At 35.1% G+C, this 23,378-nt stretch carries 17 protein-coding genes; 8 read left to right on the top strand and 9 right to left on the bottom strand.

The annotated features are described in order from the left end of the window. Window positions 1-6 precede the first annotated feature (6 nt). Entirely contained in the window at window positions 7-933 is a 927-nt protein-coding gene (locus tag ACMHJ2_RS00630) for a type IX secretion system membrane protein PorP/SprF (protein ID WP_413511028.1), read from the bottom strand. 71 nt (window positions 934-1,004) lie between these two features. Then, complete coding sequence (locus ACMHJ2_RS00625) at window positions 1,005-7,991, bottom strand: fibronectin type III domain-containing protein (RefSeq protein WP_413511027.1); 6,987 nt, start codon at window positions 7,989-7,991, stop codon at window positions 1,005-1,007. A 354-nt stretch (window positions 7,992-8,345) separates the two neighbouring features. Between ACMHJ2_RS00625 and hflX the strand changes: the two genes are divergently transcribed. Both hflX and asnA read left to right on the top strand, forming a co-directional pair. After that, window positions 8,346-9,581, top strand: coding sequence for a GTPase HflX (gene hflX / locus ACMHJ2_RS00620; protein ID WP_413511026.1), 1,236 nt, complete (start codon window positions 8,346-8,348; stop codon window positions 9,579-9,581). A 248-nt stretch (window positions 9,582-9,829) separates the two neighbouring features. Next, complete coding sequence (asnA, locus tag ACMHJ2_RS00615; RefSeq protein ID WP_413511025.1) at window positions 9,830-10,831, top strand: aspartate--ammonia ligase; 1,002 nt, start codon at window positions 9,830-9,832, stop codon at window positions 10,829-10,831. A gap of 51 nt (window positions 10,832-10,882) precedes the next feature. On the opposite strand, the gene ACMHJ2_RS00610 is transcribed toward asnA, so the two are convergent. The 6 genes from ACMHJ2_RS00610 to ACMHJ2_RS00585 all read right to left on the bottom strand — a co-directional run bounded on the left by ACMHJ2_RS00610 (window position 10,883) and on the right by ACMHJ2_RS00585 (window position 15,440). After that, window positions 10,883-11,737, bottom strand: coding sequence for a DUF3078 domain-containing protein (locus ACMHJ2_RS00610; protein WP_413511024.1), 855 nt, complete (start codon window positions 11,735-11,737; stop codon window positions 10,883-10,885). Between the two features lie 56 nt (window positions 11,738-11,793). Next, a complete protein-coding gene (locus ACMHJ2_RS00605; protein WP_413511023.1) occupies window positions 11,794-12,309 on the bottom strand; it encodes a DUF2480 family protein in 516 nt (171 codons plus the stop codon). A 2-nt stretch (window positions 12,310-12,311) separates the two neighbouring features. Continuing rightward, window positions 12,312-12,632, bottom strand: a complete 321-nt coding sequence (locus ACMHJ2_RS00600; RefSeq protein ID WP_413511022.1) for an iron-sulfur cluster assembly protein — start codon at window positions 12,630-12,632, stop codon at window positions 12,312-12,314. Window positions 12,633-12,661: 29 nt separating this feature from the next. Continuing rightward, complete coding sequence (locus ACMHJ2_RS00595) at window positions 12,662-13,078, bottom strand: SufE family protein (RefSeq protein WP_413511021.1); 417 nt, start codon at window positions 13,076-13,078, stop codon at window positions 12,662-12,664. 22 nt (window positions 13,079-13,100) lie between these two features. Continuing rightward, window positions 13,101-14,315 carry an aminotransferase class V-fold PLP-dependent enzyme gene (locus ACMHJ2_RS00590; protein WP_413511020.1) on the bottom strand — a complete coding sequence of 405 codons (1,215 nt, stop codon included), beginning with the start codon at window positions 14,313-14,315 and terminating at the stop codon, window positions 13,101-13,103. Between the two features lie 327 nt (window positions 14,316-14,642). Beyond that, the gene (locus ACMHJ2_RS00585) at window positions 14,643-15,440 is read right to left on the bottom strand and encodes a M48 family metalloprotease (RefSeq protein WP_413511019.1); all 798 of its coding nucleotides are present in this window, start codon (window positions 15,438-15,440) and stop codon (window positions 14,643-14,645) included. A 274-nt stretch (window positions 15,441-15,714) separates the two neighbouring features. On the opposite strand from ACMHJ2_RS00585, the gene ACMHJ2_RS00580 reads away from it, so the two are divergent. The 6 genes from ACMHJ2_RS00580 to ACMHJ2_RS00555 all read left to right on the top strand — a co-directional run bounded on the left by ACMHJ2_RS00580 (window position 15,715) and on the right by ACMHJ2_RS00555 (window position 22,557). Beyond that, on the top strand, window positions 15,715-16,581 hold the full coding sequence (locus ACMHJ2_RS00580; protein ID WP_413511018.1) for a heme/hemin ABC transporter substrate-binding protein: 867 nt from the start codon (window positions 15,715-15,717) through the stop codon (window positions 16,579-16,581). A gap of 10 nt (window positions 16,582-16,591) precedes the next feature. Further along, window positions 16,592-17,623: a FecCD family ABC transporter permease gene (locus ACMHJ2_RS00575; RefSeq protein ID WP_413511017.1), complete on the top strand. Its 1,032-nt coding sequence runs from the start codon at window positions 16,592-16,594 to the stop codon at window positions 17,621-17,623. Between the two features lies 1 nt (window position 17,624). Then, window positions 17,625-18,401: a heme ABC transporter ATP-binding protein gene (locus ACMHJ2_RS00570; RefSeq protein WP_413511016.1), complete on the top strand. Its 777-nt coding sequence runs from the start codon at window positions 17,625-17,627 to the stop codon at window positions 18,399-18,401. Between the two features lie 12 nt (window positions 18,402-18,413). Next, window positions 18,414-19,454, top strand: a complete 1,041-nt coding sequence (locus tag ACMHJ2_RS00565) for a hemin-degrading factor (protein ID WP_413511015.1) — start codon at window positions 18,414-18,416, stop codon at window positions 19,452-19,454. 403 nt (window positions 19,455-19,857) lie between these two features. Continuing rightward, a complete protein-coding gene (locus ACMHJ2_RS00560; protein WP_413511014.1) occupies window positions 19,858-20,835 on the top strand; it encodes a ribonucleotide-diphosphate reductase subunit beta in 978 nt (325 codons plus the stop codon). 27 nt (window positions 20,836-20,862) lie between these two features. Next, a complete protein-coding gene (locus ACMHJ2_RS00555; RefSeq protein ID WP_413511013.1) occupies window positions 20,863-22,557 on the top strand; it encodes a ribonucleoside-diphosphate reductase subunit alpha in 1,695 nt (564 codons plus the stop codon). Window positions 22,558-22,907: 350 nt separating this feature from the next. On the opposite strand, the gene ACMHJ2_RS00550 is transcribed toward ACMHJ2_RS00555, so the two are convergent. After that, window positions 22,908-23,378 (bottom strand): hypothetical protein, encoded by a 471-nt coding sequence (locus ACMHJ2_RS00550; RefSeq protein ID WP_413511012.1) that lies wholly within the window; start codon window positions 23,376-23,378, stop codon window positions 22,908-22,910.

The following is a 23,378-nucleotide window of genomic DNA, read 5'->3' as shown; positions in this document are numbered from 1 at the left end:
ATGCGTTTAGAAATAACGGGATGAACTCGAGACTTTCTTAGATAAGAAAATGTCATATAACACCATAAACTCATGCGAGCCTTTGGCTACTTTATTGATGTCTGAGGTTACATAATCATACGCATAACCCACACGTAATTGTGGCGTTACCCGGTAGTTGATCATCCCGCCGATAGCATCATCCAAACGGTAACTAACTCCCGCCTCTATCTTATTCAAATACATCACATTCATATTCAAATCAAAGGAAATCGGTGCATTCATCGCATATTTAATCATTGTCGATGGTTTCAATTTCCAATCGCGATCTAAATCAAATACATAACCTCCATTCAAATACATGTGAATCTCGCGTTGGCCAAAGTTCTTTCCATCGTAATTCAAATAGTACTCCTTGATTAAATTGGGAACTCCCAAACCGATAAAGTATTTATCCGTGTAATAATACGCTCCGATACCCGCATTGAAAAGCGTCGATTTGCTATCCTCGCCAAAAGCTGGATCATTAGGATCAATTGTATAACCATTTCCTACATCCGAAAACAAATTCGCACTGTGGAACGTCGCTCCGGCTTTTACTCCTAAGGCCAATTTATGGACTCCTCCTAACTCTAAGGTATAGGAAAAGTCTCCATAGATATTATTCTCCGTAACAGGGCCAATGCGATCATTGATAAAAGACAAACCTACTCCCACCTTCTTGCCAACGCGACTGTTGATGAAAAAGGTTCCTGTCTCTGGCGCGCCATTGAATCCTGCCCATTGCTTGCGGTACAAAGCTCCCATAGATACGGCATCCTTAGAGCCCGCATAAGCCGGGTTAACCACACTCATGTTATACATGTATTGTGTGTACTGTGGATTCTGTTGAGCCTGTACTTCTAGACAACCAAGAAAACTCAGCAACCCTAAAGCTAAATATATTTTTTTCATATATAATTTATTTTTTTTAAGTAGTAATAAAAACAACTGTGCATGCCTGCACGCACAGTTGTTTATTTATATTAATAATTAATTTGTACCCAACCCGTTCTCATTTTTGCATTAGCAACTACAACATAGTAGTACGTTCCTGAAGGTAATTGTTTTCCTGATTTATCCTTACCGACAAACTCTTTCGTATAACCAACTCCATGAGAATATACCTCAGTTCCATTTCGGTTAAAGATCTGAATTTTTGCGATACCATGGTTACTTAAATCAAACGAATCATTCAGACCATCTCCATTTGGTGAGAATCCTTTTGGGATTGGACAATCTTCAAAATCTACCCTAAAACTACTCTGATCGATACAAATAGCGCCGTTACTTCCCTTATTGTAGGCAAATACATAAATTGTACTTGGTTCAAAAATAGGCATACCTACTGGCAATTCTACTCCTTCTCCATTAGGCTGCGTATAATACTTACTAAACGTTGATAACGCGGGTAGCTTAAATACATCACAATACATAATCTGGTCAGGTATTACATCAGCTACAGGTTGTTCGACAATTTCTAATGTAAAACTAGACTCTCCAAAACAACCATCCTCATCTTCTCTATAAACATAAATCGTATGTTTACCCAACTCTCTAAAAGTATCGCCTACTTCATATTTAGTGCCTTGACCATACTGTTCGGTATAATAATCTCCCCCTTCTTTTAACTCTGGAAGTAAATAGAAACCACATACACTTTGATTTGCTGGTTTATCTACTGGCAATGGATCTTTGACATAGGCTCTAAACACTTTATACTCCCAACATCCTGTTGTTTTATTGGTCAGTTTGACATAAATACTCTTTGATCGTACATTGAATTTATAAATATCATCAACCAATTGATCCGTTCCATTATTCATCGAGGATTCATCATCAAAATACTCTAATACGTATTTCGTTGGATCAAGATCACCTAAAACTAACGCATCATTGTTACGTAAATTTACCTCGTTTAATTCACCTGGTCTACGTGAACAGTCAAATAAATCAATTGGAGTTCCTAAGCTAAAGTCTTCTTTAACAAAACTAAACTCTTTGGTAAGTTCGGTAACTTCTCCACAAATTTCATACGTCGCTTTGGCAGTGTATTTTACGGTTTCTGTAACTGAAATATCAATACTTGTCTCTGAAGAGAAAAACTCTCCGTCTTTTTCCCATACAAACTCTGCGGTTGAATCTCCATCTGGTGTAAATCGCCAAGCTTCTCTTTGAGCAGTCCAACGACCAACGTTACGTCCTGGAGGTACATAAGCTATTGTACCATCACTATTCTGAATTCCAATTACTCCATTTCCACCGTTATGTGCCCTTGCTACAGGTCTATTCTTTACATATACTTCAATAATATTGGTTCCTTCATACAACACAACCTGCGTTGTTTGGGTACTACCTTCTATATTTTCAGGATCAAAAAGATCAGTCCATAGACCCAAATGATAGACATTAAATACCAGTGTTCTACAAGGTGCCTTACCAATAATTTGATAATTGATAGATTTATCAGCTGGTGAACCTATATTTGGTCGAGGATCTAGATCTTGCATCACCCCAAATATGGAATTGACATAAAGAGGTTGAGTACTAGGAGGAGGGGGACTATATGGCAAAGAATCATTCGCATTCATACTAAATCCACTTCCACTATTAGGAGTATAACGTCCATCGGGCACAGCATCCCTAATACTAAATGTAATTGCTCCATTATCTGTGATTAATACTTTATCAAATTTATTTCCAAAAAAACAAAAATCAAACCCTAAATCAATTACACCTGACCATCTGTCATCGGTATCAATTTCAACGGCTCCTCCTCCTTTAAATGGGAATGGTGGTCGATATTCAATAGGTTCAACTTTGTATTCATTTGTTTTTAAGATATCATAATAAGATGCTCCTAAGGTAAAATTAAAAGTTCCATCTTCACAAATTACATAGTCGCCATTTTCATTTTTCTCTAATCCTTCAATATCAGAAAACTCAATTTCTGCATCCACTACAGCACATCCTGGAGGCGGAATAAACGAGATAATTCCCGGTTTTGACCAACGTCCTTTATCTGTAGGTGAACAAATTGGGCGAACATAAAAACGATAAAATTTATCTTCTGTTGCATTTGGATTTGGATCAACGAAGATATAACGGGGTTCATTAACTACAATTCCTGGAGTTGCATCTGTAGGAACTGTCTCATCCTCTAGATCTAATATATATACTTCCCATTGCGTCTCATCTCCTTGAGGCTCCCAAGTCAATAATACATTAATAGGCGTTACATTAATATCTACTATTTCTGCCTGTAAATTCTTTGGCGTTGGACATGTTATCTGTTTCAGTAGCACATTATCAATAGCTCCTGCAGGAGGATCTCCCATACTACCATCATTTCTCCATTCAAAAATAACACGTATAGTTGTACCTGCATAAGCGCTTAAATCTAATATTTGTTCAACCGTTCTAAATTCAGCTTGTTGATTGTAATTCCCTCCTATTTGTATACGATTCGCTCCTGCTGCAATTTGTTGTCCCTGTGTAGGTCTGAAAGTTGCAGGTACTAGCCATACTCTTATATAGTCACAACATGCTTCTCCCATACCTCTCCAATCAAAACTCAGTATAGTTTCTGAGACTCCTCTTACATTTGGAACAGCAATATCTCGATACGCATGGGTAACTGTTGAAATACTATTATTGTAAGTATTAGTTACACCGTTATTATCTGAAACATATAGTGCTCTTGTTCCTCCGTTATTTACAGCTGTACCAACAACCCATTTATTTACCGAATTGCTGATTACAGACCAGTTGTTATCCCCCTCAAAACCTTCTTCATAAGGCATCTCTGCAGGAATTTGACCGGTTGAAACAGGTAATCGTTTCCAGAAACTCTTATCTGTATCACTACAAATGGTTCTAACCCACACAAAATAATCTGTATTAGGTGTCAATCCAGGAATTGTATAAGGATTATCTGTTGTGACAACTGATCCTGTTACTGTTGCCCCTGGAGGAGTATTAGTTGTTGTATAATAAACTTCATACGTATCTTGTCCTGCTACTGGAGTCCAAGATACAGTTGCTGTAGTTCCTGTAACGGAAACCACTTGCAAATTAGTTGGAGCTGGACAAGTAATCACTGCTACTTCTAGGTTATCAATCGCTGCTGGCGGTTGAGTTCCACCTCCCGTATCTTGACGCCACTCAAATACTAAACGCATGGTTTGGCCTGCAAATACATTCGCATTTTGTGTCAGTTGTTCCCTGATAAATTCAGGGTTTCCATTAAATTCAGATCTTCCTAAACGAATTCTATCCGTTGCTGCTGTAATTTGCACGCCCGTAGTAGGGATAAAAGAATCAGGCACAAGCCAAACTCTAAAGTAATCCCATGTTCCACCTTCTCCAACACAACGCCAATCAAAATTAACGCCTATTTCAAGTGTTCCAGTTGGAATAACAAAATCTTTATAAACATGTGACACTTGGGCTCCAGTGGTATTATACGTATTTGTAGCGCCTAAATCATTACTAATATATAAGGCTTTCGTTCCTCCGTTATTCACAGCATTACCCACGAACCACTTATTATTCGTATCGTTCCTTTTATATTCTAGATTAGTAATTCCTTCAAAATTTTCTGTATATGGCAACGTTGCTGCTGTCATATTCGTTGCAAGTATTTTCGGTCCCGTCCACACTCCAATATCAGTTGGACCGCAATTAGAACGGACATAGACTAAATACTGTGTTCCAGGATTTAAATTTTCAAATGTATGCGTAGGATTTGTAACATTAATCGTTGGTGTAGTCGCATCTGTTGGTCTTACTGGACTCTGAGTCAAGTATAAATCATAGGATGCAACATTCGTACTAGTCCAAGCAACTGTTCCTGTTGTTGTTGTAATATTACTCAGCTGAATTGTAGCATTGGCAACATCCCTACACGTATATTGCTTAATTTTCAGATTATCAATAGCAGCAGGTGGTTGAGTTCCCCCTCCTGTATCTTGACGCCATTCAAATACAATACGCATCGTTTGTCCGGCAAAGACAGTTCCATCAAAAATTAGATTTTCCGTTAAAAAAACAGCATTCGCATTGTATTCAGACCTTCCTAAACGAGTTCTATTAGTTCCAGCTGCTGTTTGTACACCAACTGTTGGAGTAAAAGTAACTGGTACCACCCAAACTCTAAAATAATCCCATGTTCCACCTTCTCCAACACAACGCCAATCAAAATTAATTTGCAAATCAGTTGCGCCTGCGGGTACTGTAAAATCTTTAAAAACATGTGAAATCTGAGCTCCTGCAGTTGTGTATGTATTCGTAACTCCATTATCATTACTGATATACATAGCACGTTGTCCTCCATTATTTACTGCATTTCCAATATGCCATTTATTCGTTGTATCATTAACATATCCATAGTTAACATCTCCTTCAAATGTTTCTGTAAAAGGTAAATTAGCTGGTAGTAACCCAGTTCTTGCTTCTAAGGGCCCCGTCCATATACTTTGGCTTGTACCTGAACAATGAGAACGCACCCAAATATAATATTGGGTAAGCGGACTTAACCCTTGAAATGTATGTGTAGTCCCCGTTACATTCGTAACTGTAGCATTGTCTGCAGGTCTATTTGCTGTCGTTCCAATATATACGTCATAACTTGACACATTGGATACAGCTGTCCAACTAGCTGTAATTGTATTATGAGTAAGTGAATTTAGAACTAGTCCTGTAGGTTGACTACAGGTGACAATAGAAACACCTAAATTATCAATTGCTGCAGGGGGTTGAGTTCCTCCGCCACCATCTTGACGCCACTCAAATACCAAACGCATCGTCTGCCCAGCAAAAACACTAGCATTTATAACCGCAACTTCATTCAAGAAAGCGTTATTCGAATTATATTGTGCTCTTCCTACACGAATCCTATCTGTGGCAGCCGTTGTCTGTGCGCCTACTGCAGGTTCAAAAGATACAGGAACAGCCCATACCCTAAAATAATCTGTTGTTGTTCCCTCTCCAACACAACGCCAATCAAAACTAATGGATAAGTCTGTTGTTCCTGCAGGTATAGTAAAATCTTTATAAACGTGCGACACTTGCGCTCCAACAAGGGTATATGCATTTGTAGTACCATTATCATTACTGATATATAATGCTCTTTGCCCTCCATTATTTACTGCATTCCCAACATGCCATTTATTCGTCGAATCATTATTAAACGCGAAATTGGGGTTGTTTTCAAAATTCTCTGTATAAGGTAGAGTAGCAGCTACTAAATTTGTACGAATTTCAGTAGCAACACTCCAATCGGAGTTTACTGTTGCGGAACATTTATTACGCAAATATAGATAGTATCGTGTATTAGGTTGCAAACTATTAATAGTGCCGCTTGTGCCATTTCCAGTAAAAGTACCTGTAGCAACAGTAGTTTCATCTACTGGTGTATTAGTTTGAGCAATATAATAGTCAACACCTACAGAAGACACTCCAGGTAATATTCCCCAAGCAATTCCTACTGAATTATTTGTAATTGTATTGGTTGAAATATTTACTGGTCTATAACACGTTGGTGTATCTATTGAACCTAAAAAGAGTTGTGGTAAATATTGGAATCTTGATGAAGCTGCTCCACCAACTGCTTCATTAATACTAAATGCAGTATCACCTCTTTTTACCATTGCTCTATTAGTAGTCGTGGCAAATTTTCTAAATTTCGCTCCACTACTAAATCCAGGAGAATCTTCATATATAGCCAAAACCAAATTACTTGTACCATCCCAAATAATTGGTGTATCTAATACAATCTCAACCCAACGGCCTACTGGAGTTGCTAGATTTAAGGTTCCTGTATATACTTTAGTTAAAGTTTGATGATTTACCCAATTAGAAGCTGCTGTACCACCAAACTCAGCTTGCGTAGTATTCCCTGCAAATACCGTCCATTTAGAATATGAAGTTGTATTTGGTGCTGCTGCAGTATAATAAAATTTTATTCGATCAACTAGTCTTCTTGTTCCTAATATACCTCCAACTTCACTTGCTGTATAAATCATTTGTGAATAATTATACCCAAAATTGGAATGAATTGGTAAGTCAGAGTCATCTAATTCACCTGTACCAATTACATTTTCGAATAAAGTACGAAAACTTAGCCCATTAGAAAAGGTAGAAGTTTCAGCATTACAATTTGCTCTGACATATAGATTATATACCGTATTTTCTGTTAATCCGGCTATCTCAAATGGCGTATTTGTTAAATCGTTAATTGTTCCTGAAGTGACTAATCCAGTCGCTCCTGACCCTGCATTACCTGTTGTTCTTAGCTCATAAAAAACCGAAGTAGTACTCGCTCTTTCAGTTACATTAAATCTAACTTTATTAAAAAACAATTCAGCAATTGTTAGTGCAATTGTTGGACAAGTAATTTGAGCACCAAATGTCATTTTTATATTGGGTCTACTATTTCCAAAAGTTAAATTCCCCGTTGGAGCAGTTGTATCTTGGGTAGCAGCTAAATGCATATTAGCAATTGTTGACCCTTTAATATTCAACCCTGAAACTCCATCAATTCCACCACCACCTGCATTTGCTTCAACTAATACCAACAAACTTTTGGTTTCGCCAGTATAATTGAAACTTATATCTAAATTCAGCGTTCGATAACCTGTCGTGTTTGGTAAAAAACTTCCGTCATAAACCAGCGTCGCTCCTGTTGTCAAAGTAGTCCAATTGGCTGCTGTTATTGTAGTTCCTTCTATTTCTTTAAGATAAATTTTTACAGGTCGGACTGCTCCAACGCTTCCAATATCCCAAGCAAGTCTATTAATAAAACCTGTTTGATTTATTTCAGCGGCTGTATATAAAGCTGCCGAACGTTGATAACCGAAATAACTACTCAAAGGGTGATTTTGAGAAATTGTACCTGCGCCTATCGTTACTTCTTGTCCGTAAGTGAGAAATACACTCAGCAAAAAGAAGAAAAGCACTGTAATTCTTTTCATACGTATTCGTTTTAGGTTAGTTACTGTCAAATATATACTTTTTTTTATATTAATATTAACAAAATGTAAATTATTACTAAAGTAAATTAATACGGTATTTTAAATAAAAAAAAGAGAAAAAACCAATGTTAAAAACAAAAAACAGGCGATTACATATATATAAACTGATATTTTTTTATCAAATGCTCTCTTTTAATTAACAATTAAGATTGTTTTAAATTTCATTTATTCATTCATTTCTTCTCTAAATCCGTTTTTTTCTTAGTAATCGCATACTAAATCCATAAACTCTTTCCTAACAAACCGACCAAGCCATATTTTTTCACTAATTTTGTCTAACTAGACAAGATGTATATGATTGAAAGAGAAGACATAAATTTTGAAAGATCGGTTATTGTTGGAATTATCAATAAAGATCAAGATGAGACTAAACTAAAGGAGTATTTGGATGAACTCGAGTTCTTAACAATTACTGCTGGAGGGGAAGTACAGAAACGTTTTACCCAAAAATTAGATCAACCAAATCCAAAAACTTTCTTAGGAACAGGAAAGATGGACGAAATCAAATATTATATTGTAGAACATAATATTCAGACCGTAATATTTGACGATGAGCTTACTCCTGGTCAACAAAAGAACATCACTAGAATATTAGATTGTAAAGTATTAGACCGCACCCATTTAATTTTAGATATTTTTGCGCAACGTGCACAAACCTCGTACGCAAGAACGCAAGTTGAATTAGCCCAATTTCAATACCTACTTCCTCGTCTTTCTGGTATGTGGACTCACTTAGAGAGACAACGTGGAGGTATAGGAATGCGCGGACCAGGAGAGACTGAAATTGAAACAGATAGACGAATTGTTCGCGATCGCATCACCTTGTTGCGTGAAAAGCTAAAAGTAATTGACAAACAAATGGCTTCTCAACGCAGCAATCGAGGAGCTATGGTACGCGTAGCTTTAGTAGGATATACCAATGTAGGGAAATCAACTTTAATGAATACTATTGGAAAAAGTGATGTATTTGTTGAAAATAAACTTTTTGCTACTTTGGATACTACCGTACGAAAAATCGTGATTGGCAATTTACCGTTCTTACTATCTGATACCGTAGGTTTCATTCGTAAACTACCTACTCAATTAGTAGAATCGTTTAAAAGTACCTTAGACGAAGTTCGAGAGGCTGATTTACTTTTGCATGTTGTTGATATTTCGCACCATGATTTTGAGGATCATATTGCTTCTGTGAATGAAATTCTAAAGGACATTAAGAGCGATGACAAGCCAACCATCATGATCTTCAATAAAATTGATGCCTATCATCCTGAAGTAATTGAAGAGGATGATTTGATGACTGAACGCACATCCCGCCATTATTCAATTGAAGAATGGAAAAAAACATGGATGAATAAAGCCGGCATTGAAAATGCCCTCTTTATTTCGGCAACGAACAAAGAGAACTTTGAAGAATTTAGAAAAACCCTTTATGAAGCCGTAAGAACAGTTCATACAACAAGGTTTCCGTATAATAATTTCTTGTATCCTGATTTTGAGCATTTGATTGAAAATGAGGAAGATGAAATTTAACATTTATTTTAGATCGCACGAAGAATAAAATTTATTACTTTTATTCTTTAATTAGTCAAACGCCAATTTAGTATGCTTATATCAATCCTAAATAACAATTTCTCTTCTAATTTGAATTGCATCTGCATTTCGAAGGGGAATTCTATGGATCTAAAAATAAGCTAATTATTATATTATTTTATTCAACGTTTCAAGGCTCCTCATTCGAGGAGCCTTTTTTTATTTTATAACTTTTAAATGATTGTATTATGCGTAAAAAAGAAATTTTACAGACCGAAAAATCCATTGCTTTAATTAAGCAAACCTTTGCTTCAAAATTAAGTGAAGCATTGAATTTATATGCCATCTCTTCTCCTATGTTAGTCAATGAGGATACTGGAATTAATGATGATTTGAATGGATCGGAAAGAGCGGTATCTTTCCCTGTAAAATTCTTGCCGAATAATGCTGTAATTGTTCATTCTCTAGCGAAATGGAAAAGAATAAGACTCCAAGAATTGGAATTGTCTATTCACGAGGGAATCCTAACTGATATGCGTGCCATTCGCGCAGATGAGGACTATAGTCCCATTCACTCCATATATGTAGATCAATGGGATTGGGAATTGAGAATTGCCGCAAACAATCGTTGTTTAAGTTATTTAAAAAATATAATTAGATCGATCTATCAAGCGCTGAAAGAAACTGAAGAGGTTGTAGAGACACAACTCGACATACCAGCTACCTTACCTTCTACACTCTCTTTTATCCATGCGGAACAACTTTTACAATTGTATCCTCATCTAACGCCTAAAGAAAGAGAACAGGCTATTACGAAAGAATACAAAGCTGTTTTTATTGTTGGGGTAGGACATCCGTTATCCAATAATGAACCGCATGATTCACGTGCCTCCGATTATGATGATTGGAGTACCGAAACCGAAGAGGGTTATCGAGGACTCAATGGTGATTTACTGGTTTGGCATGCTGGTCTAGAACAGGCGATAGAACTAAGTTCTATGGGTATTCGAGTAGATAAAGATACTCTAAACTATCAATTAGCGTTGACTCAAACAACCCAACGTGCACAACTATTCTATCACCAGCTTTTGCTCAAAGAACAGTTACCCTTAAGCATTGGCGGAGGCATAGGGCAATCCAGAGTATGTATGTTTTTATTGCATAAAAAACACATTGGCGAAGTACAAGCCAGTTTATGGCCCGCAGAAATAAAAGAAAAAGCACAACAACAACAGATGCATTTTCTTTAATAAAAAAAGCTCGAGCATGCTCGAGCTTTTTTTATTCTATATATACTTAAACTAAAAAGTATAGTTTACTCCTAGACCAACCATTTCACGTAATTGGAATCCGCGGTAAGCATTATCATCATAAATGGCTTGAAAAGTTAAGTTTGTAGACAAATATTTATTTACTTTCAACACAACATTTAATTGGTAATCTAAGACTACTTTTTCAGGGTTTTCTAAATAGTTAGAATACAGGTTTAAAATGTTTTCAATAGAAACATTTTCCATTGGATTAAACTTATAATACCCATTAATAGCCATACCCAATTGGTACTCCATTGTCTTGCCTTCTTTCACACCAAAAGCATCTCCGAATTGAGTAAAATGTTTGTGTACCATAATGAATCTTGATGTAGCAGGTGCAAAATTCACTTTCAAATTGTCATCGTGCTTCCACAACAAACCAGGTCCTATTTGCAGATAAGCAGGCGACATAAAGTGTGTATTCTTATTTCCATCTTTATCCCATCCAGAATCCATCTGTGTTTTAAAGTTCATAAAAAATGAATAATACCACTTGCCTGTCATTTGTTTACCAAGTAATGAGGTAATTTCTAAACGGTCATCGGTCTTTTTTTCTTTTTCTCCTTTTAACTTAGTTAGACCATAACTAACCTGGAATTTATTATCCCAAGTCCATCCCTCTTTTTTGTAATTCAAATCGTAATTCAGATTCACATTCCCAGCGAGGTTATTATCCCCACCTGCTTGCCAATTTGAAAAACTAGATTGGTTTGCTAAAAGAGCAAAATTTCCTTTTGAAGTCCAATTTTTTGGAACTTCCGTGCCTTCAGCAACTTCAGTTTCCTGAGCTTGTGCCGAATACAACATAAACACAGCAGCAATGCTAAGCAAAATTTTTTTCATAATACTGTCAATTTAACACGAAAATAACAATAACAGATAGAAAATACAAAAAAAAATTACTTTTTTGCTAAACGTTTGTAAACTGGGACTGCAGAACATGCCTCTCCAAACATGACAGATCGAGCTGTATTCATCATTAACTGCGTAACTAAAACATAGGCTTCTTCGGGAATTTCCTTTTTAGAACAGCCTTTAATAATCACAGGTAAGTCTTGATAAGCCGTATAATCAATAGCGAACAATAGCTCTTGGTAAATGGATTTCTCTAAGTGGTTTTTATCGCCAAGAAAAATGCGTTTTGCAACAGGCTGCAAATAGCTTGTTAAAAGCATATAGGCCCATCCAGGAAGAATTGCATCCGTAGAACAATATAAACCGACATAAGCGTCTTGATAAATTGCCCAATCCACTTCTTTCAAAGCGATTCTGAAATCTTTTTCTCTCAAAACAAAGCCTTCGTATAACCATTGTGCGATATCTATTTCCATTCTTGGATTTACAGGATATATCTCCTCTAAGTCAAAAACTTTTAAAGCACTATTAGCCACTTTATTTACAATTTCTCCTTCCATAGTTATAGTAATCCCAACTCTAATTGTGCCTCTTCACTCATCAAATCTTTAGACCATGCTGGATCGAATGTCAATTCAATCTCTACGTTATTTACCTGATCGATTGATTTTACTTTTTCTTCTACTTCCATAGGCAAGGTTTCGGCCACAGGACAGTTTGGCGATGTCAAAGTCATCAAAATTTTAACATCGTTTGTTTCATTTACAAACACATCGTAAATCAATCCTAATTCATAAATATCTACAGGAATTTCTGGATCGTAAATTGTTTTCAAAATTTTTACGATATTTTCTCCTAATTGTTGTACATCTACTTGTTCCATACTAAAAAACACTTGGTTTTACATTAAAATTATTTGGCTTGAAAAGCCAAAGCATACAAGCGAATTTGCTTAATCATCGAAACCAAACCATTGGCACGAGTGGGTGATAAATGCTCTTTCAATCCAATCTCATCGATAAAAGACAAATCTGCTTTTAAAATATCTTCTGGTTTTTGATCTGAAAAAACACGAATTAAAATGGCGATAATTCCCTTGGTTAATATTGCATCACTATTGGCTGTAAATACAACTTTGTCATTCGTCATTTCTGCGTACAACCAAACTTGAGATTGACAACCTTTAATTAAGTTTTCCTCAACTTGATATTGCGCATCAATCAATGGCAAGGTTTTACCTAATTCAATAATGTATTCATAGCGTTGCATCCAATCCTCAAATAAGGAAAATTCATCTATTATTTCTTCTTGTGTTTCTTTTATTGTCATAACTTTCTACTTTCTATTTGAGCTAAGAAAGCATTTGTTTTGCTTTCTTCACTGCTTCAATTAAAATATCAATTTCTTCTTTTGTATTATAAAAACTAAATGAAGCGCGTATGGTTCCAGGAATACCAAAAATATCCATAATCGGCTGTGTACAATGATGTCCTGTACGCACAGCAACTCCAAATTTATCAACGATTACACCTACATCATAGGGATGTAATCCTTCAATATTAAAGGAAATTACAGCGGTCTTATTTGCAGCAGTTCCAATAATTTTTAATCCCTCAATTTCTAATAAGCGCTTCGTTCCATAAACCAACAGTTCATGTTCATAGGCCTGAATAGCATCAAAACCAAGCTTATTTAAATAATCTAAAGCATATCCCAATACGATACCACCCGCGATATTTGGTGTCCCTGCTTCAAATTTATGAGGTAAACAAGCATAGGTTGTTTTTTCAAATGTAACCGTTTTAATCATTTCTCCTCCGCCTTGATAGGGAGGTAATTTAGTTAACCATGCTTCTTTTCCATATAATACACCCGTACCGGTTGGTCCACAAACTTTATGTCCTGAAAACACATAAAAATCGCAATCTAATGCTTGTACATCGGGTTTAATATGTGGTGTTGCTTGTGCTCCATCAATCAAAACAGCGGCCCCCACTTGATGTGCCTTTTCAATCATTTCCTTGATTGGGTTGATTGTCCCTAGTGCATTGGAAATATGGGTTACAGCTAGCATTTTTGTTTTGGTTGAGAGCAATTGATCAAATTCTTCCATAATCAATTCCCCCTTTGCATTCATCGGAATCACTTTGAGTATAGCTCCTGATCGTTCACAAGCAAACTGCCAAGGCACAATATTTGAATGATGTTCCATAGCAGAAATCAGTATTTCATCTCCCTCTTGCAACAGAAAAGAGAAACTACTTGCTACTAAATTAATTCCAAAAGTAGTTCCAGAGGTAAATATAATTTCTCGATCTTCTTTGGCATTGATATGCTGTTGTACTTTTTTTCTTGATTCTTCATACGCATCTGTCGCCAATTGACTCAATGTATGGACACCGCGATGAATATTTGCATTTATAGTTTCATAATATGTTGTAATGGCTTCTTCAACCACTTTGGGTTTTTGAGCTGTAGCAGCATTATCAAAATACACTAAAGGTTTTCCGTTTACTTGTTGTTTAAGTATGGGAAAGTCTTCTCTAACTGCTTTTATATCTAACATAATTTGTCGTTTTAAATCAAAAGTATATACAAAGATAGTGAATCCCATTTGTTTGTAGAAAACAATCTATTCGCAATACAATACTATATTCTGTAACAATTAGATGCATTAATTATTAAAAGCCCTTATACCCTTTACTCCTAAATAAGGAAAATTAAAAACTCTACGGTCAAATACCTTAAATATAATATCTAAAGATTTTACTTTATTTATGATTTTCACTGAAAGAGAGCTAAAGGATTAAAATTCTAAGCTCATTTTTCAAGTAATAAAAAAGGGACGATTTCTTTCCAAAACCGTCCCTTTTTTATTTATCCATTTCAAAAACTACTTTTTATCGCCTTTTTTGATTTTGTCTAGAACTCGTTTTACACGTTTCTCACTATCTGGATGACTTGAAGCCATTTTAGCCCCTAATGATTTATCAGCTCCACCCTCTTTTTCCATGTCTGCAAATTTTTGAAACCCATCTGCAAGTGCTTGAGGATTCTTTCCATTGCCAACCAAGAACTTATAAGAATAATCATCCGAGTCTGTTTCTTGTTTTCGAGAAAAAGAAGCACTCATTAATTTTTCGGACATCCCACCCAAATCAGAATTCATTAAATCCGCAGCAGTCCCTTTCGTAGAACCAACATATTTAGTCGCTGCCTCTGCTAATAAAATTTGCTTGTATGCATTTTTAGTATGTTCTAATTTCACATGACCTATCTCATGACCAATAATAGCCAATAATTCATCATCAGTCATGATGTCCATTAAGGACGAAAAGACGCGAACACTACCATCTGCACAAGCAAATGCATTAATATCTGTTACGTAGTATACTTTATAATTTAAAGTAAGTCCATCATAGTTTTTATATGGTCCAAATATACGCTCTAAACGCTCGGCATACTCGCGCATATCCTTTTGTTTAGAATTAAGCTCACATACTTGATTATTCTCATCCATCCATTTAATCGCCGCTGTAGCAGATTGTTGAATTTCAGTATCAGAGACAGTAAAAGCAGCTACTGCTGTTGATAAAGCGTCTATTTTTTTCGCACCCAATTTTCCCAATTGAGCTTGAGCAGTTGCCATCCCTAAAAATACCAATACTGCTGTCAATAAAATTTTTTTCATAGTAAATTTTTTATCCTACAAAGATAGCTCAAAAAAAAGATTCAATCCTTTCATCAAACACAAACAAAACTAAAACGGCAACAGAAAAAAAACAGCTTTTCACAATTCTACAACCACCAATCCAAACCCAAAGTATCCTTGGATATTTTTTTTACCTAATCACAGGCTACCCCCACAGAATCTATTATTTAAAATTAATCTTAATATGTTTTGTATGAGCCCAAAAAAACCTATTTTTGCCTCTATTCAGATTTAATTAAAATAACAATCCGGTATGAAAAGAACTGCCATTTTAGTCCTGCTCGCGTTATCAGTTATCGCGTGTAAAAACAGTAAAGAAGAAAAAGCTGTTGAGACAACTACCACAGAAGCAACGACTTCTAACGAGCGAATTATATCGTTAAACGGTGCAATTACAGAAACTTTGGTTGATTTAGGTCAAAGAAGTAATATTGTTGGAATCGATATTACTAGTACATTTCCAACAGATTTATCTACTACAGCTACTCAATTAGAGCATGTAAATAAAATCAATATTGAGGCTTTAATGGCGTTAAAACCAACGATTATATATATTGCAAAGAAAGATTTAAACGACAATCTAAAAAAACAATTAGAGGATGCCAATATCAAATTAGTCGTTATTGACCAGGTCTATTCTGTTGACGGGACAAAACAATTAATTAAAGAGGTTGCAGCGACTTTAAATATTACTGATTATACGCAACTACTTGCAAAAATCGATCAAGATCAAGCACAGTTGAAAACGTTAGCAAACAAACCAAAAGTTCTTTTCATTTATGCACGTGGTGCGTCTAACTTATTTGTTGCAGGAAATAATACACCGATGCAAAACATTATTGAATTAGCAGGTGGACAAAATGCAGTAACTGGATTTGACGATTTCAAACCCCTAACTCCTGAAGCTTTATTAAATAGCAATCCAGACTATATCTTACTATTTGATACAGGATTACAAAGCATGGGTGGCATCGATGGTGTTTTAAAAATTGAAGGCTTGAATCGCACAAATGCAGGTAAAAACAAAAAAATAATAGCGATGGATGGTCTATTATTAACTGGTTTTACACCTAGACTTGGAGAAGCGATTACAAAATTAAATCAACAATTATCAGAATAAGCAAAACACCATGCAAAAAAGACTCTCTTTTTACATAGTCACATTAAGCCTAATTTTATTGTTTATTGCTGCTGTGTCTATTTTTTTAGGAGTGTATAACTTTGAGGATAGTAGTTTAAACACCATTATAAACCTACTCTTTCATCCAGAAAAAGTAAACCCTAGTGATAGCTATGTAATCATGCACGTGCGATTACCGCGCGTTATCATGGCTATTCTAGCTGGTGGTGGTTTAGCCCTATCAGGGACGGCTCTACAGGGGATGTTTAAGAACCCTTTAGCTTCCCCAGACTTAATTGGAATCACCTCAGGTTCGGTATTATTTGCCTCTATTACCATTGTTTTAGGTGCTTTTATCAAACCGTTTATCCCTGAATTCCTACACTATTCGCTGTTGAGTATTATGAGCTTTTTTGGCGCTATCTTGACGATGAGTTTTGTTTATAAAATGTCTACGGTAAATGGCAAAACCAACATCAGTATCCTTTTATTATCTGGAGTTGCTATCACGGCACTATCTGGATCAATAACCGGTTTGCTGACCTTTGTTTCCAATGATGAAGAGTTGAGAAACTTAACCTTTTGGACCTTAGGTAGTTTGGCAGGAGCAACTTGGACAAAAATTACTATTTTAACAGTGGTTATAGGTGCCGCTTTATTTTATTTACTTAACTTAGGTAAAGCATTAAATGCCATGATGTTAGGTGAAAAGGATGCGAATCATCTAGGCATTAGTGTGGAGCGAATAAAAAAGAGAATCATTTTATTTTCTGCCTTAATGGTAGGAACGATTGTTGCTTTTACAGGAACAATTGGTTTTGTCGGCTTAGTAGTACCGTATATTCTGCGTTTAATCTTTAAGTCGAATTACTATTTTATTCTTCCTTTATCCCTCTTAGCAGGTGGTATTTTATTACTTGTTGCAGATGGTGTTAGTCGAACCTTAGTTCCGCCAACAGAAGTTCCTATTGGAATTTTAACTGCCATAATGGGAGCACCTGTATTTATTGCTATTTTAATTAAATTCAAAAAATCAATGTAACATGATTGAAGCACTAAAAGTTAGTTTTAAAGCAAAAGAGACTTACCTAATTAACAACATTGATTTTAATTGTAATAATGGGGAGTTTATTGCTGTACTCGGGCCAAATGGAGCGGGTAAATCTACTTTTTTGAGTTTACTTGCGGATGAATTACACCAACCAGGTAATCGCATTTTATTGAAATCTTGCGAATATCCAAAATGGTGTAAAAAAACATTGCCCAAACACAAAGCTAAATTTTCTCAATCATTCAATACAGATATTCCTTTGCAAGTTGAAGACGTTGTCATGATGGGGAGATATCCTTATTTTGAGCACACTCCTTCTGAAGAAGATAAAAAGGCGATTCAACACAGTATGGAATGCATTGATATATGCCCACTCCAACACAGAGAATACAATCACCTATCCGGTGGAGAAAAACAGCGTGTACACTTGGCACGCGTACTGTCTCAACTCAATAATACTGTTGAAAACAAATTGTTGTTTTTAGATGAACCGTTAAACAACTTAGACGTATTGCACCAACATAAAATTCTTGATTTAATCAAAAAATTTACGGCACAGGGTAATACTGCTATTGTTGTGATCCATGACTTAAATATTGCAGCACAATATGCTGACCGCATACTTTTACTCAATAAAGGAGAAAAAGTAGTATATGATACACCCGAAAAAGTATTAACCCAAGAAACTATTTCTCAAGTCTATAAATTTCCGTGTATCGTAACGAAAAATCCAGTTAATAATGCTCCTTTAATCCTATTTGGAGTTTAAACACATACAAGAATGAATACTGAAATATTGTCTTTAAAAGAACGTTGGAATAAATTAAAAGAAGAAAATCCACGTTTACGTATAAGAAATGCAGCTAGTGAATTAAATTCAAGCGAAATGGAATTGTTGGCAACTACCTTAGGTGAAACAGCAACTTTATTAAGACCTGAAGTTGTCGCTATTTTGAGCGAAGTTGAATCTTTAGGAAAAGTAATGGCTTTAACACGCAATGATGAATGTGTTCACGAGAGAAAAGGAATCTATAGCAATCCGGATTTCTCAAATCCACATGCGGGTTTATTTGTAAATCCAGATATCGATTTGCGTATCTTTTTATCCCATTGGAAATACGTTTTTGCTGTCGTTGAAGAAACCGGAAATATTACACGTAAAAGCTTGCAATTCTTTGGTAAAGATGGAGAAGCAATTCACAAGATTTACCTAACTACGGTAAGTATTGAAGACGCTTTTGATTCCTTAGTTGCTAAATTTAAAGCGGATGATCAAGTTTTTATAAGTCAAACAGAACCTTATATTCAAAATTTAGATGAAAGACTAGATGAAGAGATTGATGTTGAGGCCTTTAGAGAAGAGTGGAAAAGTCTAAAAGACACCCATAATTTCTTTAGTTTATTGAAGAAATACAATGTAACAAGAACCCAAGCCTTGCGTCTGGCTCCAAGTGAATTCTATGCTAAACCTATTGCAAAGGAAGCTATTATTACGATGTTAGAACTCGCTTCTATAGAAAAAACACCAATTATGGTTTTTGTGGGTAATAGAGGAAATATTCAAATTCACACGGGAGAAATCAACAAAACGATGTGGCATCAAAACTGGTACAATATTTTAGATCCAGATTTCAATATGCACTTAGATATGGACAAAGTAGCTCAAACTTGGATTGTTCGCAAACCAACTGAAGATGGCATTGTTACTGCAGTTGAAGTTTTCAATGAAATGGGTGAAATTATAGTTCAATTCTTTGGCAAAAGAAAACCTGGAATTCCGGAATTAGAAACTTGGAGAACGATCGTTTCACAATTAAACTAAACTACAAAATATTTTTTTAAGTGCATGTATTTTTTCGATACATGCACTTTTTTTATACCAAAATATAGCCCTATTTTTCCTTCTCCCTTACGAAAAAAAATTGATTTGTATATAAAATAAAGCTACCATCAACTTGCTTTCTTTCGTTAAACACAGATGAATCAAGGCATACTCAGGGATAGAAAAGTTATTAACAATATTTGATAACTTAATCTAAAATAAAGTTGACATCGTAGCATCTAAATAGTAACTTAGCAGTATACACTTCTACTTATTCTCTTAGCTATAAGCGTATAAAAGCAAGTGAGTTAAGCAAAAAACGTCTGACACTTTTTATCAAAATGTCGCGCGTGCGCTACCCTTTTAAGCCCTACATCCATTATTAATTTAAAAACATATTGCTATGTCTATTTTTGATAAAAGAGTTACCTATAAACCATTTGAATACCCCGGTATCTACCAATTTACAGAAGCTATTAACAAGTCATATTGGGTACATAGTGAAGTAGATTTCACCGCTGATACACAAGATTTTCATTCGCATTTAACTAAAGGAGAACAAATCGCGATTAAAAACAGTCTATTAGCTATTGCTCAAATTGAAGTAGCTGTAAAAACATTTTGGGGTAACATTTATGGTCACTTTCCAAAACCTGAATTCAATGGATTAGGATCAACTTTTGCTGAATGCGAATTTAGACACTCTGAGGCTTATTCTCGTTTATTGGATGTATTGGGATACAACGATGAATTTGAAGGTTTACTAACAATTCCAGTAATCAAAGAGCGCGTTGAATATTTGACTTCTGTATTAGAAAATTCAAATAATAATACGGATAGAAAAAAATATGTAGTCTCATTAATTTTATTTTCACTACTTATTGAAAACGTATCTTTGTTTAGTCAATTTGCCATCATCTTATCTTTTACAAGATTCAAAGGATTGATGAAAAATGTGAGCAATATTATTGCTTGGACTTCAGTTGATGAACAGATCCATGCAAATGCAGGAATCTATATTATCAATGCTATTCGCGATGAATTTCCAGATTTCTTTGATGATGAATTAATCAGCCATGTAAATGACGTAGTAAAGACATCCATCGATATTGAGGCTAAAATCTTAGATTGGATTTTTGAAAATGGTGCTATTGAAACTGTAAATAAACATGATTTATTAAACTTCATGAAGTTTAGAGTGGATGAAAGTATGCTCAAAATTGGCTTGAAAAAAGTATATAATATCTCCCAAGAACAATATAAACCAATGGCCTGGTTTGAAGAAGAAGTTTTTGCTAATAGCCTAGATGATTTCTTCGCCAAAAGACCTGTAGATTATACTAAACACGACAAAAGTATAACCGCAGAAGATTTATTCTAATAACCCCTTTAATTGCACAAAAATACTATGAACAATTTCGCATTACCATTAGAAGTAAAAGAAAACGACAACCTACAAGAAAAACTGTGGTGGAAAAACTCCGAAAGTGAGCAAATCCTAAATAGAGGGTATTTATTGAAGGGTGAAACGGTTGAAGGAGCCATTGACCGTATTACAACAGCTGCTGCAAAGCGCTTATTTAAGCCAGAATTGAAGGAGTCTTTCCAAGAAATGATAGAACGCGGTTGGATGAGCTTAAGTTCGCCTATTTGGGCTAATATGGGTACGGAACGCGGTTTACCAATTTCTTGTTTCAATGTGAATATTCCAGATAGTATTGAAGGTATTACACATAAATTAGGGGAGGTTATTATGCAAACCAAAATTGGCGGGGGTACTTCAGGTTATTTTGGAGGCTTACGCGAAAGAGGAAGTGCAGTTACAGACAATGGTAAAAGTAGTGGAGCTGTAAGCTTTATGAAGCTTTTTGATACGGCTATGGACACTATTTCTCAAGGAGGGGTAAGACGCGGTGCATTCGCTGCTTATTTAGATATTGATCACCCGGATTGTGATGAGTTTTTAAATATTAAAAATATAGGAAATCCAATCCAAAATTTATTCTATGGAGTAAGTATTCCGGATTATTGGATGAAAGAAATGATTGATGGAGATAAAGAAAAAAGACAATTATGGGCTAAAGTACTGGAAAGCAGACAGCAAAAAGGAATGCCTTATTTGTTCTTCTCTGACAATGTAAACAGCCACAAACCACAAGTTTACAAAGATTTAAATATGCGTATTAATGCAAGTAATCTTTGTTCTGAAATCATGTTGCCTTCTTCAGATGACGAATCATTCATTTGCTGTTTATCTTCAATGAATTTAGAATTATATGAGGAATGGAAAGATACAGAAGCGGTAAAATTAGCTATTTTCTTCTTAGATGCAGTATTACAAGAATTTATTGAAAAAACAGAAGGAAACTACTATTTAGCTTCAGCTAATCGCTTTGCAAAAAGACACAGAGCTCTAGGTTTAGGCGTTTTAGGATGGCATTCATACTTACAAAAAAACATGATCCCTTTTGAAGGATTAGAAGCAAAAATGTTGACGAATAAAATTTTTGAAGATATCAGTGCAAAAGCTGACAAAGCCTCTCAAGAATTAGCGCGTATTTATGGTGAACCCGAAATATTAAAAGGATATGGTAGAAGAAATACAACCACAATGGCTATTGCTCCGACTACTTCTTCTTCTGCTATTTTAGGGCAAACTTCTCCTGGAATTGAGCCATTTAGCAGTAATTACTACAAAGCAGGTTTATCCAAAGGAAACTTTATGCGCAAAAACAAATACCTAACGACTTTATTAGAATCGAAAGGGATGGACAATGAAGAAACCTGGAGAAACATCATGCTTTCTGGAGGTAGTGTTCAACAATTAGATGGTTTAACTGAAGAAGAAAAAGCTGTTTTCAAAACGTTCAAGGAAATCAGTCAATTGGAAATTATTCAACAAGCAGCCATTAGACAAAAATACGTGGATCAAGCCCAAAGTTTGAATTTAAATATTCCATCTGCTTTACCGATTAAAGAGGTAAACCGCTTAATGATTGAAGCATGGGAATTAGGGGTTAAAACTCTTTACTACCAAAGAAGTCAAAGCGTTTCAAAAGAAATGGTTACCAATTTAGTAAACTGTAGCAGTTGCGAATCGTAATCAAAAAATACTAGTATAACAGCCTCAAAAAGCGGTATCTTTTTGAGGCTGTTTTATTTTCTGCTCTTTTTGCTTCTTAAAACGCACTTTCCTCATTCAGCTGTAAACCTCATCTTGTGATTTTATTTTAAATCGATTTACACTCTTATTTTATCCTAAGGCACTCATCTCTGATTTTAAAATCATATTGTCTTAAATCTATTAAATTGACCCAAATAAATACTCTTTCTGTCCTACTTCGAGTTTTATATAGCATTTCTAATTTCTTTATCGAAAATCTGTGCCAACTTGCCTAAAAAAGACCTCCTGTATAGGTATAGATTGCCTTTTCTGCATAAAAAAATTGTTTTTTAACTCTTATCTTCCTTGAAAACTAAAACTTCAATATCATATTCTAAAATAGCTAATGCAAGTAGTTTGCTTAACGTTTCATTTATAATAAGGCAATCTTTCGTATTTAACTTTTGGTAGATTGCAATTAAATTATCATCAAACTCCATTTTCAATCCAAAATATTCTTCTTTAAATTGAATAAAACAAATAACCACTTCTTTGTCACAAAAAATAGGCAGATTTGCAGCAAAATATACCTGTGCTTCTAAATACATAAGATTACAATCTAGATACTCATGTATTTCTGGATTATAATAACTGAATTTCTTTCGATTAATAGAATCTAAAAGACTTATTTGCTGATCAAATTCGTTATATAAATGAAGTTCTTCTCCATACAATATATCTAGGATTGTATAAGTAGCGAATGCTTCAAGTATTTGCTTCTTATACAAAGCAATTTTTAATTTTTGAACCTTAGTAGTCAT

Origin of the sequence: Myroides odoratus (genome assembly GCF_965118575.1) — a bacterium.
GTDB lineage: Bacteria > Bacteroidota > Bacteroidia > Flavobacteriales > Flavobacteriaceae > Flavobacterium > Flavobacterium odoratum_B.
This window is presented reverse-complemented; position numbering and strand designations above follow the sequence as displayed.

Excerpts from the sequence above, each read along its gene's own strand:
- ACMHJ2_RS00630 (WP_413511028.1), bottom strand. The coding sequence starts at position 933 with ATGAAAAAAATATATTTAGCTTTAGGGTTGCTGAGTTTTCTTGGTTGT.
- ACMHJ2_RS00625 (WP_413511027.1), bottom strand. The coding sequence starts at position 7,991 with ATGAAAAGAATTACAGTGCTTTTCTTCTTTTTGCTGAGTGTATTTCTC.
- hflX (WP_413511026.1), top strand. The coding sequence starts at position 8,346 with ATGATTGAAAGAGAAGACATAAATTTTGAAAGATCGGTTATTGTTGGA.
- asnA (WP_413511025.1), top strand. The coding sequence starts at position 9,830 with ATGCGTAAAAAAGAAATTTTACAGACCGAAAAATCCATTGCTTTAATT.
- ACMHJ2_RS00610 (WP_413511024.1), bottom strand. The coding sequence starts at position 11,737 with ATGAAAAAAATTTTGCTTAGCATTGCTGCTGTGTTTATGTTGTATTCG.
- ACMHJ2_RS00605 (WP_413511023.1), bottom strand. The coding sequence starts at position 12,309 with ATGGAAGGAGAAATTGTAAATAAAGTGGCTAATAGTGCTTTAAAAGTT.
- ACMHJ2_RS00600 (WP_413511022.1), bottom strand. The coding sequence starts at position 12,632 with ATGGAACAAGTAGATGTACAACAATTAGGAGAAAATATCGTAAAAATT.
- ACMHJ2_RS00595 (WP_413511021.1), bottom strand. The coding sequence starts at position 13,078 with ATGACAATAAAAGAAACACAAGAAGAAATAATAGATGAATTTTCCTTA.
- ACMHJ2_RS00590 (WP_413511020.1), bottom strand. The coding sequence starts at position 14,315 with ATGTTAGATATAAAAGCAGTTAGAGAAGACTTTCCCATACTTAAACAA.
- ACMHJ2_RS00585 (WP_413511019.1), bottom strand. The coding sequence starts at position 15,440 with ATGAAAAAAATTTTATTGACAGCAGTATTGGTATTTTTAGGGATGGCA.
- ACMHJ2_RS00580 (WP_413511018.1), top strand. The coding sequence starts at position 15,715 with ATGAAAAGAACTGCCATTTTAGTCCTGCTCGCGTTATCAGTTATCGCG.
- ACMHJ2_RS00575 (WP_413511017.1), top strand. The coding sequence starts at position 16,592 with ATGCAAAAAAGACTCTCTTTTTACATAGTCACATTAAGCCTAATTTTA.
- ACMHJ2_RS00570 (WP_413511016.1), top strand. The coding sequence starts at position 17,625 with ATGATTGAAGCACTAAAAGTTAGTTTTAAAGCAAAAGAGACTTACCTA.
- ACMHJ2_RS00565 (WP_413511015.1), top strand. The coding sequence starts at position 18,414 with ATGAATACTGAAATATTGTCTTTAAAAGAACGTTGGAATAAATTAAAA.
- ACMHJ2_RS00560 (WP_413511014.1), top strand. The coding sequence starts at position 19,858 with ATGTCTATTTTTGATAAAAGAGTTACCTATAAACCATTTGAATACCCC.
- ACMHJ2_RS00555 (WP_413511013.1), top strand. The coding sequence starts at position 20,863 with ATGAACAATTTCGCATTACCATTAGAAGTAAAAGAAAACGACAACCTA.
- ACMHJ2_RS00550 (WP_413511012.1), bottom strand. The coding sequence starts at position 23,378 with ATGACTACTAAGGTTCAAAAATTAAAAATTGCTTTGTATAAGAAGCAA.